This window comes from Pseudomonas sp. Tof1, assembly GCF_055390395.1.
Genome location: NZ_AP024344.1, coordinates 4256540 through 4280399, shown reverse-complemented (window position 1 = coordinate 4280399; position 23860 = coordinate 4256540). Strand labels below are relative to the sequence as shown.

Below are 23860 nucleotides of genomic sequence, written 5' to 3'. Positions count from 1 at the left end.
TTCACAGGCTCCATTTACCGAGTTCGGCCACGCGATCGCGGGTGTAAAGGTCGGTCCATTTCAGCGAGTTGAAGTCCGACACCTGCTTGGGGTTGTAGGCGGTGCGTTGCAGGCGTACCGGCTCGCCGGCCTTGTAGACGGCCTGCAGGCGCTGGCGATCCTGCAGGATACGAATGTCGTCCAGGGGCGAGCCGTCCAGGATCAGCAGGTCGGCCTGCTTGCCCACTTCCAGGGTACCGAGGGACTCGCCCTTGGGCATCAGGCGCGCACCGACGTGGGTGGCGGCAAACAGCGCTTCGGCCGGGGTGAAGTCCAGGCGCCGCACCAGCAGCTCCAGCTCGCGCGCGTGCCATTCACCGTAGGGCGTGACGGCAAAGCCGCTGTCGCTGCCGCAGGCGAAGGGAATACCGGCGGCCTTGGCGCGCTTGAGCACCGGCGTACCCAGCTCCAGCGTGCGCGCACAGTAGCCGGCATAGCCGGTGGTGATGGCGGGGTCGTGAGGCTGGCAGAAGTCCACGGTGTTCTGCGGGAAGGTCAGGGTCGGGGCCAGCACGCTGCCGGCCTCCAGCAGCGCCTCGATGCAGGCGTCGTCCATGTAGAAAGCGTGAAACACCAGGTCGACACCGGCCTTGGCCGCGTACATCACCGCTTCTCGGCCGTAGGCGTGGGTGGCGACACGGCACCCCAGGCGGTGGGCCTCATCGACCATTTCGCGGGTTTCATCGGCGGTGAAGGCGGCGATGATTTCACCGTTGGGGCGCCGGTGGGTACCGTCCATGGCGATCTTGATCAGGTCCACCCCATCCTTGGCCTGCTTGCGGATCTGTGCGATGGCTTCGGTGCGGCTGGTGACCAGAGCGGCGGTGAAATACTCCGGGGCGCCGACCCGGCTGGGAAACCAGTCGTTGAGGCTCTGCCGGTTGGTGATCACCCGGCTGCTGGCGGCGATACGCGGGCCCTCGAACAACCCGGCGTTGACGGTGTTGCGCACGGCGATGCTGAGCTGACCGCTGTCGCCGGGGCAGACCATCGAGGTCACGCCGGCGGCCAGCACGTGCTGGGCGAAGAACAGCCCGCGCAAGGCGCGAAATTCGTCGCTGGTCCAGATGTCGATGTCTTCCTCGCTCTGGGCGTTACCGAATGCCAGGTGGGTGTGCACATCCACCAGTCCCGGCATGACGAAGTGGCCATGTTCTTCGCGGTCACCGGGTTGCGGGCGGGGCGCCTCCGACGTTGGCCCGACATGGCGGATCACGCCGCCTTCGATGATCAGCGTCTGTTGCCGGCGGGTGTGCAGGCCGGTGCCGTCGAACAGGGTGGAGCAGTGCAGGTGCAGGGTGCCCATGGGTGGTCTCCTCGTCTTGTTGTTGGCCGGCAGGCTAGGCTGGCGGTGCGACCCAGCACCATCAGATGCTGTCGATGGCCAGCCATCGATGCCATCGATACCTGGCGCAGAGCCGTGTATGGGTTGGGGGCGCCCGTGGCAAAGGCCCGTCAAGGGCGGGTATCGGGAGTGGTGATGCCTGGCATGGCCAATGGCGATTTTTCCGCAGGGCAAGGCGGGGTGAGGATGCGCCCGCCAATCCACTATCAAGGACAATCCCATGAAGGCGATTCACGATCTGTTGCTGAACCTGGAAACCGAGCGCCAGCGCGCCCTGGTCGAGCAGGACCATGCCCGGCTGCATGAGCCGTTCGACGATGAGCTGCTCTACGTGCACACCACCGGACTTGTTGCCGATCAACAAAGGCGCAGCGGGGCGACCTGCACGAACCTTGCGCAGGTCCCCTTGCGTGCAACCTGTCAGGCGGTATGACCGCCCAGGGTCTCGGCCACCCAGTCGGCGATGTAGTGGCCGGCGTTGATGCTGTTGTCGAAGCTGGAGTGCTGCACGCCACCTTCGCGCTCGGTGAAGATCTTCAGCTCGCGTTTCGGGCTGTTCACCAATTGCTCGTAGGTGCGATGTGCCCATTTGAGCGGGATCTGCGAGTCCTTCTCGCCGTGAGTGACCAGGAACGGCACGCGGATACGGTCCAGCACGCCGTCGAGGTGTACGTGTTCGGCGATGCGCATGAACTCGTCCATGTCATTCGCCCCCCAGACCCAGCGCACGTGTGCCCAGTAGTGCGGCACCGGGAAGTTGCCTTCCTTCTCCAGGCGGCGCTTCTGCACATCGCGCCAGTCATGGTTGGCGCCCCAGACCACGCCACAGGCAAAGCGCGGCTCGAAGGCCACGGCGCGCGGGCAGTAGTAGCCGCCCAGCGACACGCCCTCCAGGCCGATACGCTTGGGATCGACCTCGGGGCGGGTCTCCAGCCAGTCCACCACGCGGCTGGCCCAGTGCTCGCTGTCGTAACGGGCCGTCAGACCGTGCAGACGCAGCGCTTCGCCGGTACCGGGCTGGTCGATGATCAACGACGATACGCCGCGCCTGGCCAGCCAGGCGGGCAGGCCAACGCGGTATTTCATCTCCTTGGTCGAGTCCAGGCCATTGACCTGAACCAGCAGCGGCGCAGGGCCGCTCACGCCCTCGGCGCGTACGAACAGGCCTGAGAGGCACTGGCCTTCATAAGGGATTTCCACCCGTTCGCAATTTTCCCTGGACAGGTCGATGCCACGGGCGAAGGTCTCCAGGAAGCGCTGGTACAGCTCGGCGCGTCCCGGCGCGCCGTGGGCTTGAAGGCGTTCGCAGGTGAGGTAGTAGGTGGCGGCGCGGTTGTACTTCTCGCCAGCGGAGAGGCGGCGGCCGGCGGCCTCATCCTCTTCGGCCAGGGCGCACAGCTTGTCGGCCATTTTCGACCAGGTTTCGCGAAAAGCCTGGGTGCCGGCGGCGTCGGGCTGCTTGGCGGCCTCCTGCAGCGGGGCGCACATTGCCTCGATCTCACCCAGGCGGGCACCCATCTCGATGGCCAGGTCCACCGAGAGATTCCAGACGTAGTTGGTGGGGAAGTAACGGAACATTCTTATTGTCCTTCTGCGGTCGTTGAGTCCGGCGCCGTTGAACTGCGGCAGGCACGCAGGGCGCGGTTCCACGATCAAGGTACGCAGGCCGGGCAGGCGGGGGCCAATCGTGAGTCGGGATGCGAGGTATCGCCAAACGCGATGCCCCGCCGCCGTAGCGACGGTCGAGGCGATGAGTGGGGCTCAGGCGGTGGCGCGAAGGGGCGCCGGGTGCTGGTCGGCGCGCTGGATGAAGTCGCCGATGCGCTCACGTAGCCAGCGGTGCATGGAGTCGCCGTCCATGCTGCGGTGCCACAGCATGAATTCGCGCATCACCGGGACTTTCACCGGTGGTGGCAGGATGCGCAGCGGCAGGTAGCCCGCGTAGAGTTCGGCCAGTCGGCGGTGCATGGTGGCGATGCGTTGAGTGCCCACCAGCAACTGCGGCAGGGTGTTGAAATCGTTGGTGATCACTTCCAGGCGGCGGTTGAAACCGTACTGGCTCATGAACCAGTCCTCGATGCTCAGGTGCCGGTTGCGGCCAAAACCCACCGAGATATGCCCCATTTCCATGTACTGCTCCAGGGTCAGTTGGTCACCGACCTCGGGGTTGTCCCGCCAGACGACGCAGACATGGTCTTCCTCGAACAGCAGTTGCGCCGGGTGGCCCTCGATGAGGTAGCGCTCGGGCACGATCATCATGTCGACCTCGCCGCGCATCAGCAATTCGGCACTGTTGTCGCCAGGGCTGACCATTTCGAAGGTAATGTGCGGCGCCTCGCGGTGGATGTTCTGGATGACCTGGGCGAACAGCACGCTGATCAGGTAGTCCGAGGTCACCAGGCGAAAGTGCCGCTTGCTGCTGGCCGGTTCGAACACCGGCTTGGCGGTGATCGAGGAGCGGATGGTCAACAGCACCTCGCGCACCGGTTTGGCCAGCTCCAGCGCATACGGCGTGGGCTGCATCTTGCGGCCGACCTGCACCAGCAGTTCGTCCTCGAAGAAGGTCCGCAAACGCCCCAGCACACCGCTGGTGGCCGATTGGGTCATGTGCAGGCGTTCGGCAGCTCGGGTGATGTTCTGCTCCTCGAGCAGGACATCCAGGGCCACCAGCAGGTTCAGATCCAGGTGGTGAAAGCGCATGGCGATGGCTCACGGTTCTTGTAGTTATTTTCGCGATACCTTCCGGCTCCCTGACCCGCACGTCAAGACCCATTCGCTGCCCGAATGAGCCAACAGCCCACGCCATGGGCTGGCGTACAGGTATCGCAATTGCCGATGCCTCGCATCCTGACACGCGATTGGTCAGCCAGCCCCGACAGCCTTCAACCTGCGCTCCAGTCGAGCGACCTGCCGTCGCCAGACCCCTTACCGGGCGACCTGCCTGGCGCCCCATAATAATTTCAACGGAGTGGTAGCCATGAACATTCTTGGACTCGACGCGCTGGTGTTCGGCGTCGACGATATCCAGGCCTGTGCCGATTGCCTGCGTGACTACGGCCTGACGGCCACCGATCTGGAGGCCGACGGTGGGCGTTTCGAGGCCCTGGACGGCACCGCGATCATCATCCGCCGCGGGGACGACCCGAGCCTGCCGCAGGCCCTGGGCCCGACCCCGTCATTGCGCGAGACGGTTTATGGCGTGGCCTCGGCGCAGGAGCTGGAGGCCATCGCCGATGAACTGGGGCGTGACCGCGAACTGCGCCGCGATGCTCACGGCGTGCTGCATACCGTCGATGACCTGGGCTTTGCCATCGCCTTCCAGGTCTCGTGCCGCCGGGCCTTCGACGCGCCGGCCGACCTCACCAATGCGCCTGGCAGCGCGCCGCAACGTCCCCTCAACCAGTTGGGCATTACCCCGGACATGCCGGCGCAGCCGCGCACCTTGTCCCACGTGGTGTATTTCGTACCCGACGCTGCCAAGGGTGAAGCGTTCTATCGCGACCGCCTGGGCTTCGTCACCACCGACAGTTTCGTGGGAGTCGGTCCTTTCATGCGCACGGCGGGCATGGACGACCATCACTGCCTGTTCATGATCCAGACTCCGCCGCACATGCAGGGCTGCGAGCATTTCACCTTCCACATGGGCAGCGGCACCGAAGTGCTGCTGGCCGGCACCCGTTTTCAGCAAAAGGGCTGGACCAGCTTCTGGGGCCCGGGCCGGCACCTGCTGGGCTCCAACTGGTTCTGGTACTTCAACAGCCCGCTGGGCTGCCACATCGAGTACGACGCCGACATGGACAAGCATGACGACGACTGGGGCGCGCGCCAGGCGCCGATGTCGGCGGACAACTCGCAACTGTTCCTGTTTACCTCCCGGGAGAAGTGGGCACCCGGTGGCCCGCCGCCCAGGAAGGACTAGGTCGTGGGCTGCGTAGCACTGTGCCCGCTCGAGGCGCTGGGCGATGGCCAGGCCCGTGGCTTCGACCCGCAGGGCCGGGGCGCCGACAGCCTGTTTGCCCTGCGGCATCAGGGACAGGTGCGGGTCTACCGCAACCTCTGTCCGCACCTGCTGGTGCCCCTGGAGTACCGCAAGGACCGCTTTCTCAGTGCCGATGGCCAGTGGGTGATCTGTTACGCCCACGGGGCGCGCTTTCGGCCGGACGACGGCACCTGTGTCCACGGCCCTTGCCGCGGCGATGTGCTGCACGCGTTGGAGCACCGTGAGGTGGACGGCTGGCTGCTATTGCCGCTGGCTCAGTTGGAACGCTGACCTATCGCGCCGCGCGATAGGTCGCATCCCAGGACTCGATTGGTCAAAACCCGGCGCTGCCGGGAAGCTGTGCCCAGGCACAGGAAACGGCCGCCACGCATGACGGGGCGGACAACAAGAACAAGACGTGAGACATGCCATGAATACTGTGAACAACGTGCTGATCGTGGGCGGCGGAATTGGCGGGCTGTGCGCTGCCATTGCCCTGCGCCGCAAGGGCATTGCGGTCGACCTGGTCGAACTGAAAACCGAGTGGACCGTCTACGGCGTCGGCATCATCCAGCAGAGCAACGTCGTGCGCGAAATGCACCGCCTGGGCCTGCTCGACGCCTACCTTGATGCGGCCTACGCCTTCGAGGACGTGGCCATTTACACCACCCAGGGCCAGCAGTTGGCGCGTATTCCCGGACAGCGCCTGGCCGGCCCGCAGTACCCGGCCAACGTCGGCATCTCCCGCCGTGCTCTGCACAAGGTGTTGAGCGAAACCGCCATCGAACTCGGCACCCGGGTGCGCCTGGGCACCTCGGTGGAGAGCTTCGAGCAGGAAGCCAGTGGCGTGGACGTGCTGTTCAGCGACGGCAGCCAGGGCCGCTATGCGCTGATGGTCGGTGCCGACGGGCTGTTCTCGAAGGTACGTGGGCTGCTGTTCGGCGACCGCTACCGGCCGCATTTCACCGGGCAGTCGGTATGGCGCTACAACTTTCCCCGGGCCGCCGGCATCGACCATCTGGCCAACTATCAGGGGCCTGCGGGCAACGCCGGCCTGGTGCCCCTGGCCGACGACCTGATGTACCTGTTCACCACCTCCCACGAACCGGGCAACCCCTGGATGGAGCCCGCCAGCCTGGCCGATGGCCTGCGCCAGCGCCTGGCCGGTTTCGGTGGGCTGATTGGCGAGTTGCGCGAGCAGGTCCGCGACAGTGCCGAGGTCGTCTACAAACCGCTGGAAGCCGTGTTCGTCGACGAGCCCTGGTATCGCGGGCGTGTCCTGCTGATTGGCGATGCCGCCCATGCCACCACGCCGCACTTGGGACAGGGCGCCGGCATGGCCATCGAGGATGCCGTGGTGCTGGCCGAGGAAATCACGGCCGGTGGCGGCCTGGACGAGCAGTTGCAGCGTTTCATGGCACGCCGTTTCGAGCGTTGCAAGTTCATCAGCGACATGTCCCTGCTCGCGGGCGAGAAGGAGGTCCAGCGTGACCCGTCCTTCGACCGCATCGGCCTGGTCAAGCAGATGCTGGAGGTCACCGCACGACCCATCTGAATGCCCGTAGCCGGTGTTCCCTGCCTTGCTGGCGCGCCGGACCTTACGCCAACACCGACGTACAAGAACAAGAAAGAGGAAGCCCCGATGTTGACTCGCAAAGGTGCAACCGTGCGGCCGCTGCCGCCGCTCAAACCCATGACCCTGGCGCTGCTTGCACTGGCTGCAGGCCAGGCCCAGGCTTTTGAAATCGACACCGGCAACCCCGACCTGCGGGTGCGCTGGGACAATACCCTCAAGTACAGCGCCGCCTGGCGCACCCAGCACGCCAGCAGCCAGCTCACCGAAGGGCAGACCGCCCTGAACCTGGACGATGGCGATCGCAACTTTGACAAGGGCCTGATCTCCAACCGCCTGGATTTGCTGTCGGAGTTCGATATCACCTATGGCAACGTCGGTGCGCGGGTCAGCGGTGCGGCCTGGTATGACGATGTCTACAACCAGGGCACCGACAACAGTGACCCCAGCCGGGCCAACAGTTATTCGGTCGGCCACGACACGTTCACCGACGACACCCGTACCCTGCACGGGCGCAAGGGCGAGCTGCTCGACGCCTTTATCTTCGGCAAGACCGAGATTGGCGACAGACCCGTGTCCGGAAGGCTGGGCCAATACGCCATGCAATGGGGCGAGAGCCTGTTCTACGGCATGAACGGCATTGCCGGCGGCATGGCGCCGGTGGATGTGGTCAAGGGCCTGTCGGTGCCCAATACCCAGTTCAAGGAACTGATCCGGCCGGTCAGGCAGATGTCCGGTCAACTGCAACTGACCCCCGACGTTTCCCTGGGCGCCTACTACCAGTTCGAGTGGGAGGCCAACCGCCTGCCGGCGGCCGGCAGCTATTTCTCCAACGATGATTTCTTCGGCGACGGCGGCGAGCGCATGTACGTGGGCAGCGCGGTCATGCCGGGCGGTCAGCCGCTGGCGTTCTACCGTGGCCAGGACAAGAAGGCCAAGGACTCGGGGCAGGGCGGGGTGCAACTGCGCTGGCGCACCGAAACCGTGGACTGGGGTGTCTATGCCATCCGTTTCCACGACAAGTCGCCGCAGCTCAACGTGCGCCCCGATTTCGCCAATCTGAACCCGGTCACCGGCAAGGCCGGCGAATTCTACTGGGTCTACCCCGAAGGCATCGAGGCCTTGGGGGCGAGCTTCTCCACGACCCTGAGCAACTTCAACATCGCCGGTGAGCTGTCCACCCGCTGGAACCAGCCGTTGGCCTCGACCAACCAGCATGCCTTGCTCGTCGGTGAGGCGATCAACAACAGCGACGACCCGCTCTACGCCACAGGCCGCACGCTGCACGCCAACTTCTCCTGGCTGGCGAGCCTGGAGCCGAACTTCATCGCTCCCGAATCGAGCTTCCTCGGTGAGATCGCCTGGAACCGGGTGATGAGCATCAGCCAGAACGCCGATGCTGTCGACCCCAACGCCGACCGCGACGCCACCAGCCTGCGCCTGGTTTTCGAGCCGATGTACCGGCAGATCCTGCCCGGCCTCGACCTGTCCGTGCCGGTCGGTGCCAGCTACACCCATGGCGCCTCCATGGCGTTGGGAACCGGCTTTGGCAGCGACCACGGTGGGGACCTGAACATTGGCCTGAAGGGCAACTACCTCAACACCTGGAACCTGGGCCTGACCTACACGCATTACTACGGCCCGCAGAACACCTTCCTCGACGCCAACAGCCACTACACCTTCGAACAGTCGCTCAAAGACCGCGACTTCATCGCCTTCACCGTCAGCCGTACCTTCTGACCGAGGATTACCCGATGAAACACAACAAGAAAGTCGTTTGCCTGCTCACTGCCCTGAGTGCTTCCCTGCTGTTTGCCCACGGCGCCCTGGCCGCCGTCTCTGCCGAAGAGGCGGGCAAGCTCAGGACCACCCTGACACCGCTCGGTGGCGAGCGGGCCGGTAATGCCGACGGCAGTATTCCGGCCTGGACCGGTGGCTACACCCAGGTCGACCCGGCCTACAAGGACGGCGGCAAGCGTGGCGATCCGTTCGCCAGCGAGCAGCCACAACTGACCATCACCGCGCAGAACATGGCGCAGTACGCCGACAAGCTGACCCCGGGCATCCAGGCGATGCTGAAGAAGTACCCGGACAGCTACCGGTTGCAGGTCTACCCCACCCATCGCAGCGCCGCCGCGCCGCAATCGGTGTACGACGCCACCTTTGCCAACGCGACCCAAGGCAAGCTGGTCGATGGCCCGGCAGGCCCGATGCCGGAAGGCGCGTCCGGGGGTATTCCGTTCCCGATTCCGGCCAATGGCGTGGAAGCCATGTGGAACCACCTGCTGCGCTGGCGGGGTGCCTCCTGGCACGCCAGCTTCAATCAGTACCTGACCACCGCCGACGGCAAGCACGTGCTGACCAACGACTCGCGCTCCGATTTGCAGATGCCCTGGTACCTGCCTGGCGGCAGTGGCGAGAAGGGCGTGTTCTGGTCCATCCGCATGACCAACGACGGCCCGCCGCTGCGGGCTGGCGAAGCCATCACCGGCCTTGAAAACCTCAACGCCGACAAGGCCGCGGTGTGGACCTATCTGCCGGGCCAGCGCCGGGTGCGCCGCCTGCCCAATGCCTGCTGCGACACCCCCACACCTGCCACCGCCGGGGTCATGAGTTTCGACGAGCTGTACGTGTTCAACGGCCGTCTCGACCGCTTCGACTGGAAGCTGGTAGGCAAGAAGGAAATGTACATCCCCTACAACGCCAACAAGGTCTTCACGGCGGCCAACGCCGAAGCACTGCTCGACCCGCATCACCTGAGTCCCCAAGTCATTCGCTGGGAGCTGCATCGCGTCTGGGTGGTGGAGGCGACGTTGAAGAGTGGACAGCGCCATGTGATGCCCAGGAGCACCTACTACCTCGACGAGGACACCTGGGCTGCCGTACTGGGTGAGCGTTACGACGCGCGCAACCAGTTGGCCAAGGTGGTCTGGACTTCGCCCGTGGTGCTGCCTGACCTGCCCGGCGTCGTGACCCTCACCAACGGCTTCTACGACCTGCTCTCGGGTGCCTGGTTTGCGGGCGACCTGTTCGCCGGCAAGAACGAGCAGTACCGCATCGTGCCGCCCTACAAGGACTCGGTGTTCACCGCCGACGCCATGGCGGGCGAGGGTGTGCGCTGAGGGGGGGCACCTCCTGCTGCGGCTGTACCGACTACAAGAATAAAGGTTGCGTGCGATGAAGAAGATCCTCTACGGCTGGCTGCTCGCGGCCTGTTGCGGGCTGCCCCCGGCTTTTGCCGGGAACAGTGTGAATATCCTGGCGCAGCCCGCGCTGCAAGGTCCCCAGGCACTGCGCGCGGTGCTGCTGGATGTGGCCCGGGCCGGCCAGCGCCTGGTGGCGGTGGGCGAGCGCGGTGTGGTGCTGCTCTGCGATGACAACGGCACGACCTGGCGCCAGGCCACGCAGGTACCGGTGAGCGTCAGCCTGACCGCCGTGCAGTTCGTGGATGAACACCACGGCTGGGCGGTCGGTCACGCCGGGGTAGTGCTGTACACGCAAGATGGCGGTGAGCACTGGGCCTTGCAGCTTGATGGGCAGCGCGCCGCCGCCCTGGAGCTGCAGGCCGCCGAGGCTTCCGGCGACGCCAACCGCGTCGGCGCCGCACAACGGCTGCTGGCCGACGGTGCCGACAAGCCGTTGCTGGCCCTGAGTTTTGCCGACGCACGGCACGGCCTGGTCGTGGGCGCCTATGGACTGGCCCTGAGTACCGCCGACGGCGGGCACAGCTGGCAGTCGAGCATGGACCGGTTACCGAATCCGCGCGGGCTGCATCTCTATGCCCTGGCGCGCCAGGGCGCCGACCTGTACATCGCCGGCGAGCAGGGCCTGCTGCTGCGTTCGCGTGACGGTGGTGCCCATTTCGAGGCCCTTGAGGGGCCTTACGACGGCAGCTACTTCGCAGCCAGCGTGCTGCCCGACGGTCGGCTGCTGGTCGGTGGGCTGCGCGGTTCGCTGTTTGCCTCCGATGACGCGGGCGCCAGCTTCCATGCCCTGGCCAATCCCGTTCCCGCTTCGCTCAACGGCATTCGCGTGGCCGGCGACCAACTGCTGCTCGCCAGCCAGGCGGGAATATTACTGCGCAGTGATCTCGATCACTTCACCGCGCAGCCCTTGCCGGTGTCCGAGGGGCTGCCGCTGAGCGCCGCGACCCTGGCCGCCGATGGGGCCGTTGTCGCCGTTGGCATGGCCGGTGCCCGCCGCCTGACGCCTTCCTCCCACTCCACCACGACGGACTGAGCCATGCACGCCACGAACTCTCCTGCGCCGTCCAGCGGCCGTCTCGATGACTTCGACAGCACCTCCGGTTCGCTGCTGGAACGTGCCTTGTTCAACCATCGTGCGCTGGTTCTGCTGCTGTGCCTGGCCGCGACTCTGCTACTGGGCTGGCAGGCTTCGCGCCTGACCCTCAACGCCAGTTTCGAGAAGATGATTCCGGGTGACCACCCGTTCATTCACAACTACCTGGAGCATCGCCAGGAACTGGCCGGCCTGGGTAACGCGGTGCGCATTGCCGTGGCCAACCCGCGCGGCACGCTCTATGACAAGGACTACCTGCGCAGCCTGCAGCAGCTCAACGACGCGGTGTACCTGCTACCGGGCGTGGACCGCGCGGCGATGAAGTCGCTGTGGACACCGTCCACCCGCTGGACCGGCGTGACCGAGGAGGGCCTGGAAGGTGGCCCGGTGATCCCCGACGGCTATGATGGCGGTGAAGCGAGCCTGCAGGCACTCAAGCGTAACGTGGAACGCTCCAACGAGATCGGCCAACTGGTGGCCTTTGATCAGCGTTCGAGCATCCTCTACGTGCCGCTGCTGGACAAAACGCCGGACGGCCAGGCGCTGGACTACACCGCTTTCGCCCATGAGCTCGAGGCGCTGCGTGAGCGCTTTGAAGGACAGGGCGTGGAGATTCACATCACCGGCTTCGCCAAGGTGGTGGGCGACCTCATCGACGGCCTGAAGCAGATCCTGCTGTTCTTTGCCGCCGCCATCGCGATCACTGCCGCGGTGCTCTACTGGTACACCCGCTGCGTGCGCAGCACCGCGCTGGTGGTGATCTGCTCGCTGGTGGCGGTGATCTGGCAGCTCGGCCTGCTGCCACTGCTGGGCTACGAACTCGATCCGTACTCGGTGCTGGTGCCGTTCCTGGTGTTTGCCATCGGCATGAGCCACGGCGCGCAGAAGATGAACGGCATCATGCAGGACATCGGCCGCGGCATGCATCGCCTGGTGGCGGCGCGCTTCACCTTCCGCCGGCTGTTCCTGGCCGGGCTCACCGCGTTGTTGTGCGATGCGGTGGGGTTTGCCGTGCTGATGATCATCCGGATTCAGGTGATCCAGGACCTGGCGGTTATCGCGAGCCTGGGGGTGGCGGTGCTGATCTTCACCAACCTGATCCTGTTGCCGGTGCTGCTGTCCTACGTGGGCGTCAGTGCCCGCGCGGCACGTCGCAGCCTGCGGGCCGAAGAGGCCGAGGCGAGCGGGGCAGGCAGGCAGGCGCTGTGGCGCTTTCTGGACCTGTTCACCCGTCGCCGCTGGGCTGCAGCCTGCATCGCCCTGGCCGCGCTGATGGCCGCCGGCGGATACGCCGTGAGCTTGCACCTGAAGGTGGGGGATCTCGACGCCGGTGCCCCCGAACTGCGGGCGGATTCGCGTTACAACCGGGACAACGCCTTCATGGCCCGGCATTACGGCGCCAGCAGCGACGTCTTCGCCGTGATGGTGCGCACGGCCCCTGGCGGCTGCTCGGCCTACGACACCCTGAAACGGGTGGATGACCTGGACTGGCAGTTGCGTGGCCTGCCGGGGGTGGACTCGACCAACTCGCTGGCGCTGCTCAATCGCCGGGTGCTGGTCGGCCTGTCCGAAGGCAACCCGAAGTGGTACGAGTTGGTGAACAACCAGGCGACCTTGAACATGGTCACCGCCAACGCCCCGCGTGGGCTGTACAACGATGATTGCAGCCTGCTCACGCTCTACGCCTACCTGACCGACCACAAGGCCGACACCCTGGCGCGGGTCGTCGACAGCGTGCAGGCCTTTGCCAAGGCCAACGACAGCGAGCAGGCGACCTTTCTGATGGCGGCTGGCAGCGCCGGCATCGAGGCGGCGACCAACCAGGTGGTGAAGCAGGCCAACCGCGACATGCTCTGGTGGGTCTATGGCGCGGTGATCCTGCTTTGCCTGGTGACCTTCCGCTCTTGGCGGGCGGTGCTCTGCGCGGTACTGCCGCTGGTGCTGACCTCGATTCTTTGCGAGGCGCTGATGGTGGCGCTGGGCATGGGCGTGAAGGTGGCGACGCTGCCGGTAATCGCCCTGGGCGTGGGTATCGGCGTGGATTATGCACTCTACGTGATGAGCATCGTGCTGGCCCAGTTGCGCCAGGGCGCGAGCCTGTCCGAGGCTTATTACCGGGCTCTGCTGTTCACCGGCAAGGTGGTGATGCTCACCGGCGTCACCCTGGCCATTGGCGTGGGAACCTGGATCTTCTCGCCGATCAAGTTCCAGGCCGACATGGGCGTGCTGCTGGCCTTCATGTTCATCTGGAACATGGTGGGGGCGTTGATCCTGCTGCCGGCACTGGCCTACTTCCTGTTGCCGCGTCAGCAACCCCGGACGCAGGTGGAGCCGGTGTTGCCGGTTCAGGAGCAGAGGGCCCGGCTGCACGAGCAGCGCGTCGACCCGGTTCGTCACTGCACCCGCCTGCGCACGCTTGAGGAGGTGAGTCATGGGCGCTGAACGCACTGCGGGTAACGCGCAAGCCTTGTTGTTGCTGTTCGGCAGTTGCCTGCCCGTGCTGGGCGCGGTGCTGATTGCACCGGTGCTGCCACGCATGCAGGCGCATTTCGCCGAGACGCCCGGTGCTGCTGTGCTGGTACCGGTGGCCCTCACGCTGCCAGCCCTGGTGATCGCCTTGCTGGCGCCGCTGGCTGGCGTGCTGGCGGACCGTATTGGCCGCCGCCCGCTGCTGTTGGCCAGCATGTTGCTGTACAGCCTCTGCGGAATAGTGCCGCTGTGGCTGGACTCACTGGGCCTGATCGTGGCCAGCCGTGCCGGTATTGGCTTGGCCGAGGCCGGCATCATGACCTGCTGCACCACGCTGATGGGCGATTACTTCGAGGGGCAGCGCCGGGAGCGGCTGTTCGCCTTGCAGATGGTGGTGACCTCGCTGTCGGCTGCGGTGTTCATGGGGGTAGGGGGGCGCTGGGTGAAAGTGGCTGGCGTACGCCGTTCACGCTCTACGCCGTGGGCCTGTTGTGCCTGCCGTTGATGGCCGCGCTGCTCTGGGAGCCTCGGGCCCATCGTATCCAACCTGACTCGACCTGCGTGACACGCTTTGCGTGGGCGGCCTTGGCGCCGTTGTACCTGCTCACGGGCCTGGCCGGTGTCAGCCTGTTCATCGTGCCGGTGCAGGTGGGTTACCTGCTGCAACTCCTGCACGTCGACGCACCGCAACAAGTTGGCTTGACCATGGGCGCCAATCAACTGGGCGTGCTGGTCGGTGCACTGGCTTTTCGCCGGTTGGGTCGCCTGCCGGCGGCGAAGCTGCTGGCCCTGGGGTTCGCTACGGCGGGCTTGGGCGGCGCGCTGATGGCCTTCTCGAGCAGCCATGCCCCCGTGGTACTGGCGGTGCTGATCAATGGCCTGGGTGTCGGCCTGCTACTGCCGACGCTGATTACGCAGGTGATGCAACAAGTTGGCTTCGATCAGCGTGGTCGTGCCACGGGCGGCTTCACGGCTTCGATTTTCGCCGGTGAGTTTGCCAGCCCACTGCTGGTGCTGGCCCTGACCGACGGTGTGACGGCGCAACTGCCGAACGTGCTGTGGTTGATCGCAATCGGCCAACTGATCCTGGCACCGTTGTGCCTGTGGTGGCTGCGTCGTCATCGGCCGGCGGCGATGGCAGGTGTCCAATGAGCGAGCTGTTCTCCCTGGCGGGCAAGACCGCACTCATTACCGGCGCCACCCGTGGTATCGGCTTGGCGATCGCCCGCGAGTACGGTCGGGCCGGCGCACGTATTGCCATCAGCAGCGAAAGCGCCCAGGACTGTGCGCAGGCTCGGGTGCAGTTGAAGCAGGAGGGAATCGAGGCCATCACCCTGGTGGCCGACCTGCGTGACGCCGAGCAGGTGAAAGTACTGGCACATCGTTGCCTGGACCATTTCGGGCGCCTCGATGCCCTGGTGTGCAACGCCGGTGTCGCCCCCCACATGGGGCCGCTGGCGACCGCCAGCGCTGCCGAGTGGGAGCTCACCTTCACCGTCAACCTGCGCAGTGCTGTCTGGCTGACCAGTGCGTTGCTACCGGCCATGGCCGAAGGGGGCGGCGGCAGCGTGGTACTGATGGCCAGCATTGCCGGTGTGCGCGGCAACAAAGGCTTGGGTCTCTACGGACTCTCCAAGGCAGGCCTTGCGCAACTGGCGCGCAACCTGGCGGTGGAATGGGGGCCCTCGAACATTCGGGTCAACGCCATCAGCCCGGGCGTCATTCACACCGAATTCGCCCGACCACTCACCGACAACCCGGATGTCCTGCAACGACGCCTGGCCCTGACCCCGCTGCGCCGGGGCGGCCGCCCTGAAGAGGTGGCGGCCCTGGCATTGCTGTTGGCGGCGCCGGGAGGCGCCTTCATCAGCGGACAGAATCTTATTGTCGACGGTGGCACGACCATCGGCGACGGCAATTGAAAGGAGACAGCATGCAATCTCTTCCAGCATTCAAACGTGTGGTCACCGGCCACGATGCCCAGGGGCAGGCGGTTGTCGCCAGTTGTGGCCCGACGCCGAACAACTTCCCGCTCAAGGCGGTGCCCGGGACCCTGTTCTACGAGGTCTGGAACAGCCTCGGCAGCCCGGCGTTGCTGGATAACGGTGACGATCCGACGGCGCAGCCGCTGCAACTGAGTCCCGGCCCGCTCGGGAGTGTGATCCGTGTGGTGGACATTCCGCCGGACAGCGTGCAGAACCAGGTCAGCGCCGAGGACGCGGCTGCTGTCTTCGCCGAAATCGGTGAAGCCCATGCCGGCACAGGCAAGAGCGATTCGAAGCACAAATTGATGCACCGTACCCAGACCCTGGATTACGGCATCGTCACCGAAGGCGAGGTCTGGCTGGTGCTGGATGGCGACGAGGTGCACCTCAAGCGTGGCGACATCGTGGTGCAGCGCGGTACCAATCATGCCTGGAGCAATCGCAGCGAACAGATGGCGCGGATGGTCTTCATCCTGCTCGATGGCCGTTACGCCGAGGGCCTGAAGGAGTTGCTGCCATGAAGCTCGCCACCCTCAACGACGGTAGCCGCGATGGCCGTCTGCTGGTTGTCGCCCGTGACCTGGGACAGGCGGTCGAGGCCAGTGGCATCGTTGCGACGCTGCAGGCGGCGCTGGAGCATTGGGCGCTGGTCGAGGCCGACTTGCAGCACCTTTACCAGCGGCTCAACGCCAATGAGGTGGAGCAGGCCTTTGCACTCGACCTGCAGCAGCTTGCCGCGCCATTGCCGCGCGCCAGCCAGTGGCTCGACGGCTCCTGTTTTCTCAGTCACGGCGAGTTGATGCAGAAGGCCTTCAACCTGGAACCCATCGAGGGTGTCGAGCACACGCCGCTGATTTATCAGGGGGCCAGCGACGATTTCCTCGGACCGTGCGTGGACATTCCGTTGCCCAGCGAGGCCCATGGCATCGACTTCGAAGGCGAGTTCGCCGTATTGGTCGGTGACGTGCCGATGGGCTGTCCGGCTGAACACGCCCTGCAACATGTGCGTTTGGTGCTGCAACTGAACGATGTCAGCCTGCGCGCCTTGGCACCGCGGGAGATGAAGACGGGGTTTGGCTTTCTCCAGGCCAAGCCGGCCAGCAGCTTTGCGCCGGTGGCGGTCACCCCGGATGAGTTGGGCGATGCCTGGCGCGACGGCCGTGTGCACCTGCCCCTGAACGTGGAGTGGAACGGCGAGTGGTTCGGCCACCCCCACGGGGGCGCCATGCACTTCGGTTTTCACGACCTGATTGCCCACGCCGCGCTGACACGACGCCTGAGCGCCGGCACGCTGATCGGTTCCGGCACCGTTTCCAACGCGGACCGTGCCGTGGGGTCGGCCTGCATCGCCGAGCGCCGCGCCATCGAAACCCTTGCTCACGGCGCGCCGCGTACGGGCTTCATGCGTTTTGGCGACCGTGTCCGGATGGAGGCGCTTGGGGCCGCGGGCGAGGTGCTGTTCGGGGCGATTGACCAGCGTGTCGTGCAGGGGGGCGGGCCATGCGTGTGATGGTCACGGGGGCCAATGGTTTCGTCGGTCGCCAGTTGGTCCATCGTCTGCTGGAAAGGGGCGGGTTGCGCGGCCGGCGTATCGAGGCGTTGTTGCTGCTGGATCAGCAGTTGGAGGGGTTTTCCGAAGACGAACGCCTGCGCCGGCATCAGGGCAGTGTTACCGACCCTGCCTTGTTGCGTCGGGCATTGGCCGATGGTGTCGATGTGGTTTTCCACCTGATCAGTGTGCCGGGAGGGGCGGCCGAGGCGCAGTACGAGCTGGGTTACCAAGTGAACCTGCAGGCCAGCCTGGAACTGATGAACCAGTTGCGCAATGCGGTTTGTCCGCCCGTGCTGGTGTACGCCAGCAGTGTGGCGGTATACGGCGGCGAGTTGCCTGCACGCATGGATGAACATCACCCGGCCTCGCCGCAACTGTCCTATGCCGCGCACAAACGCATGGTGGAAATTGCCTTGCAGGACCTGGCCCGGCGCGGCGAAGTGGACGGCCGTGCACTGCGCCTGCCCGGTATCGTCGCCCGTCCCCGTGAGCCGAACGGTTTGCGCTCGGCATTCATGAGCGACCTGCTGCACGCCTACGCGGCAGGGGAGGCCTATACCTGCCCGGTCTCACCCCAGGCGTGCGCCTGGTGGATGTCGGCCCGCTGCTGCGTGGACAACCTGATACATGCCGCTGAGCTGGAGAACCCCGGCCGCCAGCGTGTCTGGCAACTGCCGGTGCTGCATCTTTCCATTGCCCAGGTGCTGGCTGGCCTGGCGGCCAGTTTTGGCGAGGCCAACGGCGAGCACATCGCCTTCGCCCCCGACCCGCAACTGGAAGCACTGTTTGGCCATTATCCGCCGCTGCGCACCTCGCTGGCCCGCGCGTTGGGTTTCAGCCACGACGGCTCGGTAACCGGCCTGTTGAACAACGCCCTCGATCTGCCCGTGCGCCGCAGCCGCCGCGCGACCACCCGTAAAGGAATTTCCGCATGAGTCTGCACAAACGTCGTCTGCTGGACCTGTCCGTGACTCTGGACAACAACCCCTATACCGATCCGCCACCGCTGCTGCCCAGGATTGATTACATGGACCACCAACAGGGCTGGCCGGAAATGGCGGCGATGTTTCCTGGCCTGCGCAAGGAAGACCTGCCGGGTGATGAGTCCTGGGCGGCGGAGCGCCTGCAGATCACCACCCACAGTGGTACGCACATGGATGCGCCTTGGCATTACGCATCCACCACCGACGGCGGCAAGCCGGCCTTCGGCATTGATGAACTGCCGCTGGAGTGGTGTCTGCAACCGGGGGTGAAGCTGGATTTTCGTCATCTGCCGGATGGTCACGTGGTCACGGCGGCGCAGGTCGAAGAGGAACTGCTACGCATCGGTCATCCATTGCAGCCGCTGGACATCGTGCTGGTGAACACCCGTGCGGGCTGCCTGTTCGGTCAGCCAGGCTATCTCGACGCGGGTGTGGGCATGGGCCGCGAGGCCACGCTGTACCTGCTGGAGCGAGGGGTGAGGGTGGTCGGCACTGACGCCTGGAGCTGGGACGCGCCGTTCAAGTACACCCGCGAACGCTTCAGTGCGACGGGGGATGCCTCGATCATCTGGGAAGGGCACAAAGCTGGTCGCGACATCGGCTACGGCCAGATGGAAAAACTGGCCAACCTGGATCAACTCCCGGCGTTTGGCTTTCTGGTCAGTTGCTTCCCGTACAAGATCCGCCATGCGTCTGCGGGGTTTGTTCGGGCCGTGGCAATCTTCGAGTAGCGGATCGATGTCCGATCTCGCTGCTGGGAAACTATTGAAGGCTACAGACGCATTTTCCAGAAGGCCATTTCGTGTGTCAGAACCGCTCTCGACCCCGCACCCACCGCAACACTCAACCCACCTTATCCGGCTCGGTCGCATTAAAGAACAACGTCTGCGCCAGGCTCCTGTTCAGAATCTGCCCCCGATGAATCTCCAGCGTCAGCTGCGCTCTGCCACCTTGTCCGGCCTGAATCCTCGTGGCTGCCTGTTCCCGGGCCGCCGCCTGGGAACGGGCACCCAGTCGGCGTTGCGCCAGCGTCTTCAAGTGCGCACTGGCGAACTCGCTGTCCACCGTCGTGGCCGTTGGGTAATGAAAGTGCGCGTACCACAGCGGCCGGCCGTCCTTGTTGCTGATCACGTACTCCTGCAGGAAGTCATCCCGGCGCAGCATCTGCCGCCCTCCGGCCCGGTGAATGTCGACCTGGTCCTGTTCCTTGAGATATTGCAGGCGCGTCAGTTGCGGCAGGTTTTTCTTGATCGCGGCGATGCGCGCCGTGCGCCCCTCGCTGACCAACAGCGCGGCGTCCTGGCGCAGGCCGTCGCGCAGGTCTTCGGCGGTTTTAACCTGGTCCGGCTTGGCGCCGCCCTCGGTCAGCACCTCCTGGATATCGTCTGCCAGGGTCGTCAGTTTCTGCGCCTTGTGTTCCAGCAGTTCCTGCAGGCTCTGGGGCTCCTTGCTGGTTCCGGTCAACGCCATCACCTGGCGGATCAAGGCCTGCACGCTCTCCCGTGCGGCACGGCCCTGGGTCATGAGGCGAGGTAGCCCGACCTTGCCGCGTCCGGGAGCCGGGGCGGGCGCCGGTTTTGCCTTCACTTCCTCCCAGAAGCTGTTCTGGGCATCCTCCCGGTTCTCCTTGAAGGCCGACACCAGCCTGCCGTTGGGGTCGGTGATCTCGACGATTTCATCCTCCTGCTCGGGCGTTTTTGCGCGCACCCGGCCGACGAATACCTCCCGGTTGCGGGTGCGGATGAATTTCTTCCTGCCGTTGCCGGCCGACGGCCCCGGCCTGGGCGCCGTTGCCCCCGGCGCCGGTGTGGTGTTGTCCCACAGCCCGGAAAGGCTGGTCAGTGCCCGCTCCCGTAGCTGTCCCAGTAATGTCGACAGGCGAGTGGCGTACTCGCGCAGTTGCTGCTCGGGCATGCGGCCCCGCAGGAATTGCAGCAGGTCGAGGGTTTCGTCGTAGCGTCCGATCGCCGTCTGCAAGGCGTCGATACGATCCTGGCGGGAGTCTTCGGCCGTCAGGCGGTTGATGGTGTTGGTCACGTACTTGGTCTGTTCGGCGCTCTGCTTGATCGCGGCGAAGACCTGGTCGTCCAGTTGCTGGGTGATCTGCGACGGCAGTTCGTCTATGGCCAATGCCAGCAGTGTCGGCAGTTGCACCGCCTGCCAGTCCAGTGGGGTGAAGGGCTGTACCACTTCCCGCTCCAGGACGGCGGCTTCTGCCGGCCCGATTTCCGGTAGTGCGCGCAATTCGTCGAGCGCGGCATATTCGCGGGTGCTCCAGGCGATCTGCCGGTCGGTGAGGTCGGCATTGTTCTTCAGGTTGGCGATGACCTGGTCGTAGTGGGTCGCCGTGTCGCCGGCAAGCATTTCGCCAATCTGCAGGGCCGTCAGGCTGTCCTCGCGTCCCACCGCCAGGGAGACATTCATCAGCGTGCGGCAGGTGCGCACGTTGTCGACCAGGGTCGAGGCCAGTGCCTGCGGCTGCGGCACCACCTGGCGATTGTCGTTGAATGCCCTGATCAGGCGAAGCTTCTCTTCGAGCGCGGCCTGCAACTCGACCAGCTTGCCCAGGTATTCGCGGCGCTTGTCGCTGCGTTGCCGGTTGGTGAAGTGCTTCGCGTCGCGGCCTTCGCTCATGGCCTCCAGGCGCCTGTTGAGGGTTTCGGCCTCGTGGAGCAGGGTACTGACCCGGTTCGACGCCTGGGTCGCTTGCCCATGCAGCACGCTGGCCCTGTCGAGCAGCTTGCGTTGCAGGCGTGCCTGCACGGTTTCCCGGCCGCTGCCACCACGCAGGCGCAAGCGCAGATCCAGTTGCCAGCGTCCCTGTCCATCACGCTCCAGAAACGGCCCCGAGGTGCCAGAGGCGTCAACCAGGCGGGCGCCGTCTTCGCACCACGCGACCTGATAGAGGGTGGTGTCGAGCAGCACATGCCAGCCCTTGTTGTCCGCGTTGTCGAGATGCACCAGCCCCTGGCTCGGGCCGCTTTTCGAGACGCTGCCGAGGCTGTCGAGTCGTGGTGGCGTGTCGAACACCTTGACGGCGAATTTCTCCAGCACCTGGCCAGAGGCCGCCGACAAGGTCCCGCGCGGGCTCGACCAGGACCCGTCGAACGGCCATTGCGGCAGCTCATCGACCGCCGCTGGCAGGGTGATGCGATCCAGCGAGACCTCTCCCTCGATCGGTGGCGGCTCGCGCTTTTGCGACAGCGGCGGCGGCCCGAACGGCTGCGACGGGTCCGCTGTCACCTCGTGCAACAGCACCACCGCCAGGTTGCTCAACAGATCGGCCCAGGCCTGGGCCCGGGATTGCTCCTCGTCACCCTGCAGCGCGGCAAGATCCTGGCGAACGCCACGGTAAAGCAGGATCAGCCAGCCGGCCTGGGTCAACGGGCCGCTGGCGAACATCAGCCACGAACTGAACAGTTGCCAGCCGCTGTCCTTCAGGCGTGCCCAGCGCTTTTCCGCGTTCGACAGCAACTGCAGGTCGGCCTGTTGGATCACGGCACCGATACAGGCCTGAAACAGGTGATGGACATAGTCCCCGGTGACTTCCTCGCTGTCCAGGGTGGCCGGTGCCGGAGGCGATGGCAACGGTGCGGTCTCGTCACCGGGCAAGAGCGACTCGATGTGCGGTTCACGGAAACCGCCTTGTGCATACACCGCCACCCGGCTGGCAGGGAGCCAGGCCAGCACGCTGTCCTGCAGGGCGCCGGCTTGCAGGATCGCCTCGAACAGCGCCTGCCGGCTGGCATACTCGCTCAGGGGCGGGTCGAACAGCGGTCGGTAGAGCAGGTGCGGCCCCTGGGTGATATCCCGCGGTTCGATCAGAAACATGCCCCCGACCTGGTCCGCACTGGCTTCGGGAGCAGTCTTGAACGCCAGGGGGCGGAGCACGATGGGGCGACCGTCCAGTTGCCGTTCATGGGCGTCGAAGCCCAGCATGGCCCTGACCGTCCGGTATCCCTGTTCGGTCAGCCCCTGTTCGCCCCGCAGCTTGAGTTCCAGGGCCACCAGCGGCAGTTGCGCATGGATCTGGCGAAAGAAACGCTGCTGGCGCAGCGAGGCATAGCGTGTGTCGTCCAGCAACCGATGCCGCAGGTGGGCCGGGTAGCGGGCGCCGATATCCACGTCGGTGACCAGCTCCACCAGATAGTCGGCGGTCATCCAGTCCGGCAGGGCGGCATGGTCGGCGAGCTCGATACGCATCTGCGTCGCACCGAAACGAAAGTCGTCGAGGTTTTCCAGGGCCAGTTCGGGCAGCGTCAGCCGGACCTCCTCGAACTCGCCCAGCACGTCCGGTGGTACCGGTTTTCGTCGATACTTCTCCAGCGTGAGCTGGATGTCCTGCATGCGGATCTGCGGCATCCGCGGGTGCCGTCGCGCCATGGTCTGCGCGAGCATTTGCCGGCTGTAGTCGGAGAGGGACGAGACGTCATCGAACAGGTTGTGCGAGGCTGATTTTTTCAGTGCCGTGACCAGTGTCGACAGCAGTTCGGCGTAGTCGCGCCGCTCCGTCGCCGATGCGTTCAGCAGCCACAGGGGCGCCGCTTCGCGTACCCGTCGTTGCAGAGGGGAGAGCGGCTCGGGTGCGGGTGTGGCGAACCAGTTCCCGGGGTCGAGCACCCGCTCGACACGCTTCGGCCAGGATTCGCCAGCCTCGTCCGCCAGGCCCCTCGGCAAGCGCTCCAGTACCCGCAACTGGTTCTCCAGCAGCGCCCCGGCCAGGTTGTCGAAGACATTGAGCTGCGAGGCGATCAGTTCGAGCCTGCCGGAATCCGGCAGTTGCCCGCGCAACAGCGGCCAGAGCTCATTGAGGTTTTGCAGGCGCCGCACGTCGTGACCCGGACGCAGCAGCAGGTACACGAAGGTCTGCGCGGGCTGCTGGCGGGCGAACACCACCGCGACCGGCGTGATGCCGGCTCGCTCCCGTGGCTCGCTGACATGCAGCAGATAGGCCTTCAGGGCATTGTTTCCCAGCAGGCTGTCACGCATGGCCTGCTCTTCAGTGACCAGCGCCTTGGGCAGCAACTGGCTGGCCTGGAACGCCAGGCTGTCGGGCAGTTGGCCGGCACCGTACATCGACACGAACAGCAGGTTCGACAGGGCCGCGCAGCGGCTGGGGACCTGCGGCGAGTGGCGGTCCCAGCCCGGTACCCAGGCATCCGATCCCGGCACCTTGCCCGCCCAGTCGGGCACCGGTTCATTCCAGAAGGCGACCAGGCGTGTCTTGAACACTTCGAGCAGGGCATCGCCGTAACGGTCGAGGGTCGCGCCCAGGCGCTTCAGGTCGACCGTGGTGATGGACGTGTCGACCTGCGAGCCTGGCGTACGGCTCACCAGTTTCGTATCGGGATCGTCATAAGCTGGGCTGCGGCCCTCGCTGAAGCGGCGCAACAGCACATCGGCCAACGTTCGGTATCGATAGGTGGATGCCGGGCCCAGTTCGCCCAGCCACAGGCTGTCGCCGGGGACCTGTTGCCCGTGGACGTCGAGCCCGGGCGCATGCAGGTCCAGCGCCGCCTGGACCAGCGACTGGATGACCGAGGACAGGGTCGGTCGGGCGGCGAACAGCGTGCGTGCCGTGTTGCGGTACTGTTGAAGCGAAGTCTCCAGCGAGGTCATGGGGCCACGATCCTTGA

Annotated in this window: 17 protein-coding genes and 1 pseudogene; 14 read left to right on the top strand and 4 right to left on the bottom strand. The window is 65.6% G+C overall.

What is annotated here, in order from left to right; translation table 11 throughout:
* Position 1 precedes the first annotated feature (1 nt).
* On the bottom strand, positions 2 to 1345 hold the full coding sequence (locus ACZ5KU_RS19235) for a metal-dependent hydrolase family protein (RefSeq protein WP_416769445.1): 1344 nt from the start codon (positions 1343 to 1345) through the stop codon (positions 2 to 4).
* A gap of 259 nt (positions 1346 to 1604) precedes the next feature.
* On the opposite strand from ACZ5KU_RS19235, the gene ACZ5KU_RS19230 reads away from it, so the two are divergent.
* The gene (locus tag ACZ5KU_RS19230; RefSeq protein ID WP_416769443.1) at positions 1605 to 1817 is read left to right on the top strand and encodes a nuclear transport factor 2 family protein; all 213 of its coding nucleotides are present in this window, start codon (positions 1605 to 1607) and stop codon (positions 1815 to 1817) included.
* Here ACZ5KU_RS19230 and ACZ5KU_RS19225 read toward each other — a convergent pair.
* Together ACZ5KU_RS19225 and ACZ5KU_RS19220 are read right to left on the bottom strand one after the other, a co-directional pair.
* Positions 1805 to 2962 (bottom strand): alpha/beta hydrolase family protein, encoded by a 1158-nt coding sequence (locus ACZ5KU_RS19225; RefSeq protein WP_416769442.1) that lies wholly within the window; start codon positions 2960 to 2962, stop codon positions 1805 to 1807. The genes ACZ5KU_RS19230 and ACZ5KU_RS19225 overlap by 13 nt on opposite strands.
* A 183-nt stretch (positions 2963 to 3145) precedes the next feature.
* Positions 3146 to 4084: a LysR family transcriptional regulator gene (locus ACZ5KU_RS19220; RefSeq protein WP_464736036.1), complete on the bottom strand. Its 939-nt coding sequence runs from the start codon at positions 4082 to 4084 to the stop codon at positions 3146 to 3148.
* Between the two features lie 277 nt (positions 4085 to 4361).
* Here ACZ5KU_RS19220 and ACZ5KU_RS19215 point away from each other — a divergent pair, with 277 nt between their 5' ends.
* The 13 genes and pseudogenes from ACZ5KU_RS19215 to ACZ5KU_RS19155 all read left to right on the top strand — a co-directional run bounded on the left by ACZ5KU_RS19215 (position 4362) and on the right by ACZ5KU_RS19155 (position 18955).
* A complete protein-coding gene (locus tag ACZ5KU_RS19215; protein ID WP_464736035.1) occupies positions 4362 to 5303 on the top strand; it encodes a VOC family protein in 942 nt (313 codons plus the stop codon).
* Between the two features lie 3 nt (positions 5304 to 5306).
* A complete protein-coding gene (locus tag ACZ5KU_RS19210; protein WP_464736034.1) occupies positions 5307 to 5654 on the top strand; it encodes a Rieske (2Fe-2S) protein in 348 nt (115 codons plus the stop codon).
* 139 nt (positions 5655 to 5793) lie between these two features.
* Positions 5794 to 6918, top strand: coding sequence for an FAD-dependent oxidoreductase (locus ACZ5KU_RS19205; protein ID WP_054063647.1), 1125 nt, complete (start codon positions 5794 to 5796; stop codon positions 6916 to 6918).
* A gap of 87 nt (positions 6919 to 7005) precedes the next feature.
* Positions 7006 to 8676 (top strand): DUF1302 domain-containing protein, encoded by a 1671-nt coding sequence (locus ACZ5KU_RS19200; protein ID WP_054061249.1) that lies wholly within the window; start codon positions 7006 to 7008, stop codon positions 8674 to 8676.
* Positions 8677 to 8690: 14 nt separating this feature from the next.
* Positions 8691 to 10058 (top strand): DUF1329 domain-containing protein, encoded by a 1368-nt coding sequence (locus ACZ5KU_RS19195; RefSeq protein ID WP_054061250.1) that lies wholly within the window; start codon positions 8691 to 8693, stop codon positions 10056 to 10058.
* Between the two features lie 55 nt (positions 10059 to 10113).
* Positions 10114 to 11175 carry a WD40/YVTN/BNR-like repeat-containing protein gene (locus ACZ5KU_RS19190; protein WP_464736033.1) on the top strand — a complete coding sequence of 354 codons (1062 nt, stop codon included), beginning with the start codon at positions 10114 to 10116 and terminating at the stop codon, positions 11173 to 11175.
* A 3-nt stretch (positions 11176 to 11178) separates the two neighbouring features.
* Positions 11179 to 13677: an efflux RND transporter permease subunit gene (locus ACZ5KU_RS19185; protein ID WP_464736032.1), complete on the top strand. Its 2499-nt coding sequence runs from the start codon at positions 11179 to 11181 to the stop codon at positions 13675 to 13677.
* Positions 13667 to 14856 (top strand): annotated as a pseudogene (locus tag ACZ5KU_RS19180) (MFS transporter). Before ACZ5KU_RS19185 ends, ACZ5KU_RS19180 begins: the two are co-directional and overlap by 11 nt.
* Positions 14853 to 15626 (top strand): SDR family NAD(P)-dependent oxidoreductase, encoded by a 774-nt coding sequence (locus ACZ5KU_RS19175; RefSeq protein WP_054063651.1) that lies wholly within the window; start codon positions 14853 to 14855, stop codon positions 15624 to 15626. Before ACZ5KU_RS19180 ends, ACZ5KU_RS19175 begins: the two are co-directional and overlap by 4 nt.
* A gap of 11 nt (positions 15627 to 15637) precedes the next feature.
* The gene (locus ACZ5KU_RS19170) at positions 15638 to 16210 is read left to right on the top strand and encodes a cupin domain-containing protein (protein ID WP_054057536.1); all 573 of its coding nucleotides are present in this window, start codon (positions 15638 to 15640) and stop codon (positions 16208 to 16210) included.
* The gene (locus tag ACZ5KU_RS19165) at positions 16207 to 17199 is read left to right on the top strand and encodes a fumarylacetoacetate hydrolase family protein (protein WP_464736031.1); all 993 of its coding nucleotides are present in this window, start codon (positions 16207 to 16209) and stop codon (positions 17197 to 17199) included. The genes ACZ5KU_RS19170 and ACZ5KU_RS19165 overlap by 4 nt, the downstream gene beginning before the upstream one ends.
* Positions 17190 to 18176 (top strand): NAD-dependent epimerase/dehydratase family protein, encoded by a 987-nt coding sequence (locus ACZ5KU_RS19160; RefSeq protein WP_464736030.1) that lies wholly within the window; start codon positions 17190 to 17192, stop codon positions 18174 to 18176. Before ACZ5KU_RS19165 ends, ACZ5KU_RS19160 begins: the two co-directional genes overlap by 10 nt.
* Positions 18173 to 18955: a cyclase family protein gene (locus tag ACZ5KU_RS19155; protein ID WP_416769429.1), complete on the top strand. Its 783-nt coding sequence runs from the start codon at positions 18173 to 18175 to the stop codon at positions 18953 to 18955. Before ACZ5KU_RS19160 ends, ACZ5KU_RS19155 begins: the two co-directional genes overlap by 4 nt.
* Before the next feature lie 112 nt (positions 18956 to 19067).
* Here ACZ5KU_RS19155 and ACZ5KU_RS19150 read toward each other — a convergent pair whose 3' ends face one another.
* Positions 19068 to 23843: a dermonecrotic toxin domain-containing protein gene (locus tag ACZ5KU_RS19150; protein WP_416769428.1), complete on the bottom strand. Its 4776-nt coding sequence runs from the start codon at positions 23841 to 23843 to the stop codon at positions 19068 to 19070.
* Between the last annotated feature and the right edge of the window lie 17 nt (positions 23844 to 23860).

Bases quoted from the DNA above. Each gene is read 5' to 3' on its own strand.
- ACZ5KU_RS19185 (WP_464736032.1), top strand. From the start codon at position 11,179: ATGCACGCCACGAACTCTCCTGCGCCGTCCAGCGGCCGTCTCGATGAC.
- ACZ5KU_RS19200 (WP_054061249.1), top strand. From the start codon at position 7,006: ATGTTGACTCGCAAAGGTGCAACCGTGCGGCCGCTGCCGCCGCTCAAA.
- ACZ5KU_RS19150 (WP_416769428.1), bottom strand. From the start codon at position 23,843: ATGACCTCGCTGGAGACTTCGCTTCAACAGTACCGCAACACGGCACGC.
- ACZ5KU_RS19165 (WP_464736031.1), top strand. From the start codon at position 16,207: ATGAAGCTCGCCACCCTCAACGACGGTAGCCGCGATGGCCGTCTGCTG.
- ACZ5KU_RS19160 (WP_464736030.1), top strand. From the start codon at position 17,190: ATGCGTGTGATGGTCACGGGGGCCAATGGTTTCGTCGGTCGCCAGTTG.
- ACZ5KU_RS19155 (WP_416769429.1), top strand. From the start codon at position 18,173: ATGAGTCTGCACAAACGTCGTCTGCTGGACCTGTCCGTGACTCTGGAC.
- ACZ5KU_RS19175 (WP_054063651.1), top strand. From the start codon at position 14,853: ATGAGCGAGCTGTTCTCCCTGGCGGGCAAGACCGCACTCATTACCGGC.
- ACZ5KU_RS19215 (WP_464736035.1), top strand. From the start codon at position 4,362: ATGAACATTCTTGGACTCGACGCGCTGGTGTTCGGCGTCGACGATATC.
- ACZ5KU_RS19225 (WP_416769442.1), bottom strand. From the start codon at position 2,962: ATGTTCCGTTACTTCCCCACCAACTACGTCTGGAATCTCTCGGTGGAC.
- ACZ5KU_RS19170 (WP_054057536.1), top strand. From the start codon at position 15,638: ATGCAATCTCTTCCAGCATTCAAACGTGTGGTCACCGGCCACGATGCC.
- ACZ5KU_RS19235 (WP_416769445.1), bottom strand. From the start codon at position 1,345: ATGGGCACCCTGCACCTGCACTGCTCCACCCTGTTCGACGGCACCGGC.
- ACZ5KU_RS19230 (WP_416769443.1), top strand. From the start codon at position 1,605: ATGAAGGCGATTCACGATCTGTTGCTGAACCTGGAAACCGAGCGCCAG.
- ACZ5KU_RS19220 (WP_464736036.1), bottom strand. From the start codon at position 4,084: ATGCGCTTTCACCACCTGGATCTGAACCTGCTGGTGGCCCTGGATGTC.
- ACZ5KU_RS19195 (WP_054061250.1), top strand. From the start codon at position 8,691: ATGAAACACAACAAGAAAGTCGTTTGCCTGCTCACTGCCCTGAGTGCT.
- ACZ5KU_RS19205 (WP_054063647.1), top strand. From the start codon at position 5,794: ATGAATACTGTGAACAACGTGCTGATCGTGGGCGGCGGAATTGGCGGG.
- ACZ5KU_RS19190 (WP_464736033.1), top strand. From the start codon at position 10,114: ATGAAGAAGATCCTCTACGGCTGGCTGCTCGCGGCCTGTTGCGGGCTG.